Raw genomic sequence first — 5,339 nt, 5'->3', positions numbered from 1 at the left:
GAGAATTCCAAAGACGGCATTGTTTATGGAGAACCAGAGAAAATGACCACTAAAGAAGATGTGGTCAATATTGTTGTCGGTTTATTTTTTGATGGAACAGGAAACAACCGTACCAACATAAACAGGAGAGAAAGTAATTCTCCCATTTATACCGCACATGCCAAACCCTCTTTCTGGCAAGACAATACCAGTTATGAAAATGACCGGACCAATGTAGATCACCTGGAAAAGATGTACAAAAAGGAAAGCCTTTATTTTTCTATTTATATAGAAGGGATTGGCACGACGAATGATGATTACGACAGCTTAAAAGATATGGGTACCGGAGAAGGCTCTACGGGTATCAGGGGTAAGGTTAAAAAATGTTGTGAAGAACTCGTTAAAACCATCAAAGCCAATACCAAGAAAGATGTGGGTACCTTAACTGTAGATGTTTTTGGCTTTAGCCGCGGAGCCGCTGCGGCCAGAAATTTTGTGCATGAAATCACCCTTCCAAGTGAGGATGATAAACCTGCCAGAGGTCATTTTGGAGAACAGGCAGACAAAAGTAAATTAAAAATAGCCTTTGTACGGATTCGCTTTGCAGGTTTGTATGATACCGTGTCCGCTTATGGCGTTAAACACAGTAATGACCTGGTGGAACTGGACTTAAATGCCATTAACAGAGCTTCTAAGATTGTACATCTGACGGCTGCAGATGAAACCCGGGAAAAATTTGAACTGACTTCTGTAAGCACTGGTACTGAACTCTCCCTTCCGGGCGTGCATTCAGACATTGGGGGCAGTTACAGGGATAATGTCAATGAAGAGGTTTCTCTTGCCGAAGAAATGTTATCCCCGATCAACAGGGATAAACTGGTGGCTGCAGAGCGGGACCGACTGATTGAACAGGGATGGTATACGGGAAGTCAGATGAAGATTCAAAATTCCTATAAACTGACGGGCAACAGGGTACTGAGTAACAAATACAGTTTGATCCCCTTGCACCTGATGTTCGAAATGGGCACTGATCCCTGCCAGTTTGTAGAAGATCTGCTCAATACCGCTTATAAGATTCCTACAGCACCCTTGAGCAATTCGAAATTGCTTTTAACTGATGTCTATACCAGGATAAAGAATTACGCCATCCTTAAAACAGCACCTCCATTAGTGTTCAACAGCCGAGGTCAACTGCAGTCTTTAAAAAATATGGTTGATGTTGGAGCCTACCCGGTAGATAAATACAATGCACAAGTGCGGGACCACAATATGCTGATGGAACTTAGAAACAGGTATCTCCACTTCTCTTCCAGCTGGGATGGTGTGGGTAAAGAACCTCGTATCAATGACAAGGGAGAAAGAGAAAGAATGGTTTTTAACCCCAGATCAACTTAAGCCCATGAAACAATTATTCACGTTACTTATTATAGTCAGTTCCTTCACTTTAAGCTCTTGTCAGGAAAAAATGAAAAAATACGATTGGATACCAACAGAATGCGCGCCAGCAAATTACCCTGCACAGATTTACAAGGGTGCTCTTCTCTATGGAGAAAAGGGGAGTATTTATATTCCTGATGGCCGGGCAATCAATTATGGATGGGGCGAAAGCGGATCGGTGAATATTGCAGGGGAGCAGATGAAAGAAGTTCCACATACACTGGAAATCAGTTGGCTTTCCTTTACGGAGAAGAAAAACTATGGAGGAAAATTTGAACTGGATACCAAAAAAATAGATTCTTTATTTGCGGCAGGTTATCCTGATGATTCTGAAGAAGGAGGCAGGGGAAACTACCACAGTGTTAAAGTTGGGATGGCGCCGGGAGGCGACTTGGTTGTCTGGCTCACCGGATCAAGAAGTAAACAAGTTGAAGTGGGCTTTTTCAAAGCTAAGCCTATAGAAAACCTGGATTGGAAGAAGATTTATCCCTCTATGGAGGATGGTATCGGAGCCTATGTCGATGTGATTGTTAAAAAACTTCCGGATTCAGTAAAGGAACAAATAGCGGCAGGCAAGATCCCTTTTGGTTACTGGGAAAGTTTAAGGAAAAGGTACAACTGGAAACCGGAAATCCAGACGACGGCTAAAGTGTTAAGAATAGATCTGGATTATTTTAATAAGGAAAGAGATTTTGTATTTGGGGAGGCACTTCAGCACCTGAGCGTTAAGCCAAATGCAGTGATAGAGGAACTCAGCGTCTATTGGCTGGATGACCGGAACAGAGAACTGCGCACAGAACTCAAATTTGATGAACAGGAGGCTTTTTCCGTGTTTTCTAAGATTCCGCAAGGTGAAGAAGCCCATTTGGTCGTGGTATTGGATAAATCAAAAAAGGATGCAAAGGTTCATTTGAAGATCAAAGATAAAGAGACCCCATTTCAGCAGGTTAAAGTACAGAGTTTTTACAAATAGCTATGGAACAGGTAGAGTTTACAGATCATAATGCTTTGAAACTGCAGTTAAAACCACCACATTTTAAACGCAGTTATGGTGTGGTGTATACCTATACTTCAGGAAGTAAAGAAGATGCGGTAAAGTTTGATCTGGATGTAACCTATGTGAAAACAATTATAGACCGTTCCAGGGTCTTTAAACTGGAAAGGACGTCCCCGGTATATGTAAATGATATCGCACCAGATCTGGTGGCAGATCAGCTGGCCTATGAATGCGGAAAGGTATTTTACCCTCTGCAACTGGAAATTGGTTTTGATGGAAGTTATATGGGGGTATTTAACTATCAGGAGATTCTGTCCAGGTGGAAAGATACCCGGAGCAGTGTAGAAGAATATTTTAAAGGAGAAACCACTGAAAAATATCTGCAGCTCATGGAACTAAGTCTTTCTTCGAAGGAAAAAATAGACCTGATTTTTAGAGATGAACTGTTCTGTGCGGTGTTTTTTTCTCCGGTTTACAGGGCTTATGGGGAGAATTTCATTCTGGAGACCCGTTCAAGCTTTCCTATTGGCGGACGTTGCGCCCCGGTTAGATTTAAAGGCACTGCAGAGGTGAATCCGCTGTTAAATGCAGCCGGCCATATTGAGATTCAGTACACAGGAGAGGCTGATGACGAACGAACAGCAGGAGATTTGAAGGAAGAACAAAGCTTTCCTATAGAGCGACTGATGAATCCGGAAGCCATTCCGGTAACTGGAGATTATAGCATAAGATTGGTTCTGGAAAAAGAAACCAGGTCTATACGATCTCTGGTTGGCAGGTGGAGGCTGGAGCTGGGAGAGGTCCAAGAAACGGAACTGAAAATATTTGAATGGCTGGAAGAAGAGGACCAGCAGGAAATGTTACAGGAGAGTGTCCGTAAAGGCATGGTATTCCTGGATGGAAACCACGAGCCCAAGGAAAAGAAGATTACAAATCCTTTTAAATTTTTATGGGATTAACCCGGTAAAGGAGCAAAGATATGGCAGAGAAACATTTAGTTGTAGACGGAGCAATGTGTATGTGTAATTACGGTACAAGCCCGGACACTTTAAAAGTGAAGACGCATAAGCGGGAATACGCCAATGATAAAGATGGCAGCACTAAATATATTGCCAGTAATAAAGATATTGGCCAGACTTTCCAGAAAAACTGCTTTGGATCTTGTTCCATGCAAAGAAACAAACCCTGTAATGCAGTGGTTACGGAATGGAAAGGGTTTTATGAGCACACTACGCTCACCAATGGCGGCAAGATTTTGCTGGAGGACAGCAAAGCAACCTGTCCAATAGGGGGAGCAGGCTGCATAAAAATTGTGAAACACGGTCAGATTGCAGAACCGGGGAGCCAGAATTTTAAAAGTGCAGAACCTAAGGTGAGCAAAACCTTAAATCCTGCAGTAGATCCCAGAGAATTAACAGAAGAACCGATAAGTATTGAAGGTATAATCTTTGAATAGTATGCCAAAAGGACCGAAAAGAATAGATTTAGTTGCCGGAGAATATTATTACAAAAAGGCTAGCAATGCAAATGTGATCGTTTTAACACCGAACGTTGCCCATGCTTTCGAAGTTGTAGAATGGTACCCGGGAACCACAGAGGCACAAAAGAACAGTGTAACCTGGCTGTATGAAGATGCAAAAAGAACCAAGATCCTGATGATTTCCAAAACAGGAGCACCCTCTCTTCGTGCGTTATCTGTTCCAAAAAAACTATGTGGAAATGTGCCCATGTATTATCTGGAAGCCAGTTTAACAGGTACTATCGATCTGAATGTGAAAACCGGTCTGCTGGTGCGGGGTATCTGTGACCCATTGATTGTAAAAAGTACCTGGAGTAAATCATATAAAGGAGAAAATTTAGGAAAAACTCCCATCAATTTCGGCGATGATGTGCATTTAAACGTGCAAACTGAAGGATTAAACGGTCACCGTTTAACGATAAAAGTCTATAAAAGACAAGCGCCGCTTAAAGATAAGGATGTAGACGTTTTTAGCAATGTGCTGGTCGAAAATGGAGAGATCAATCTTCAGATCAGAAATACTTATAATTGGTATGCAAATTTAAAATACGGACCTGATGTGCAGGAGCTGTATGTGAAAATTACCGACAATCAAAGTGGTGTACTGGTTAAAGACAGCTTTAAACAAGAATACCACGGGCGCTATCTGCGGTTAAAGAATAAAGTGAGCACATCTGCCGTTGCCACCCCGCTTAACCTTACCGTTGCAAAAGTTGGCCCGCCAGCCGAAAATCTGAAACAACCGGACCATTGTAAATTCACTAAAATAGAGATTTCGGATATTGGAAATCCTCCAATCCCTATTTTTGATGAAGGAAAGATCAAATTGAAAGGTTCCATAGACTCAGAGTTCTACCTGGACGAGAAGATTAATTATGAGTTTAATTCCTATAAGGTCCGTAATGAAGATAAAAAGAAGCTCGATAAGATCGCGGAAATTCTGATGAAAATCGCTTTTATACCGGTAGAATTAGGCTCGCATACGGATCGGTTTGGCACACCTGAATACAATATGGCCTTATCTGAAAAAAGAGCGAAGGCGGCTGTGGAGTACCTGATCTCAAAAAATGTAGATGCCTCCAGGATCACGGCCAAAGGTTATGGTAAAACCCAGTTGCTCAATGCTGACGAAAAGCTCAGTAAACAAGACAGTGTAGTGAACAGGAGAACCACCATCAAACTGAAAATCTTTACTCACAATGCCATGAGCATGGAGTATGAAACCATTGGGCCTGGAAAAAGTAAAGCAAGGGACTTACCCATCAGGATCTACAGCTTCACCACCGATGGTCTCTGTAATTTTCCCTCAAGACCACATCACAGATATGTGCCTTACGGGGAATTGGTACCTAAGAAAGAAGCCCAGGCACTTAAACTGGATGGAAATGAAACCATTCACCCAAAAAT

5 protein-coding genes are annotated in these 5,339 nt (G+C 42.1%); all 5 read left to right on the top strand.

Annotated features, from left to right (window positions below):
- Positions 1-1,374: DUF2235 domain-containing protein (locus VNZ46_RS02615; RefSeq protein ID WP_325558510.1), on the top strand; the 1,374-nt coding region annotated here is incomplete at its 5' end.
- 4 nt (positions 1,375-1,378) lie between these two features.
- Positions 1,379-2,389, top strand: coding sequence for a DUF2931 family protein (locus VNZ46_RS02610; RefSeq protein WP_325558508.1), 1,011 nt, complete (start codon positions 1,379-1,381; stop codon positions 2,387-2,389).
- A 2-nt stretch (positions 2,390-2,391) separates the two neighbouring features.
- A complete protein-coding gene (locus tag VNZ46_RS02605) occupies positions 2,392-3,372 on the top strand; it encodes a hypothetical protein (RefSeq protein WP_325558507.1) in 981 nt (326 codons plus the stop codon).
- 20 nt (positions 3,373-3,392) lie between these two features.
- A complete protein-coding gene (locus VNZ46_RS02600; protein WP_325558506.1) occupies positions 3,393-3,869 on the top strand; it encodes a DUF4280 domain-containing protein in 477 nt (158 codons plus the stop codon).
- Between the two features lies 1 nt (position 3,870).
- Positions 3,871-5,339: OmpA family protein (locus VNZ46_RS02595; RefSeq protein ID WP_325558505.1), on the top strand; the 1,469-nt coding region annotated here is incomplete at its 3' end.

It is taken from the genome of Pedobacter sp. (genome assembly GCF_035566355.1).
GTDB lineage: Bacteria > Bacteroidota > Bacteroidia > Sphingobacteriales > Sphingobacteriaceae > Pedobacter.
The sequence above is the reverse complement of the archived record's forward strand: the minus strand, read 5'-3'. Positions and strand labels throughout refer to the sequence as shown.

Coding starts and splice junctions, on each gene's coding strand:
- VNZ46_RS02610 (WP_325558508.1), top strand. CDS start 1,379: ATGAAACAATTATTCACGTTACTTATTATAGTCAGTTCCTTCACTTTA.
- VNZ46_RS02605 (WP_325558507.1), top strand. CDS start 2,392: ATGGAACAGGTAGAGTTTACAGATCATAATGCTTTGAAACTGCAGTTA.
- VNZ46_RS02600 (WP_325558506.1), top strand. CDS start 3,393: ATGGCAGAGAAACATTTAGTTGTAGACGGAGCAATGTGTATGTGTAAT.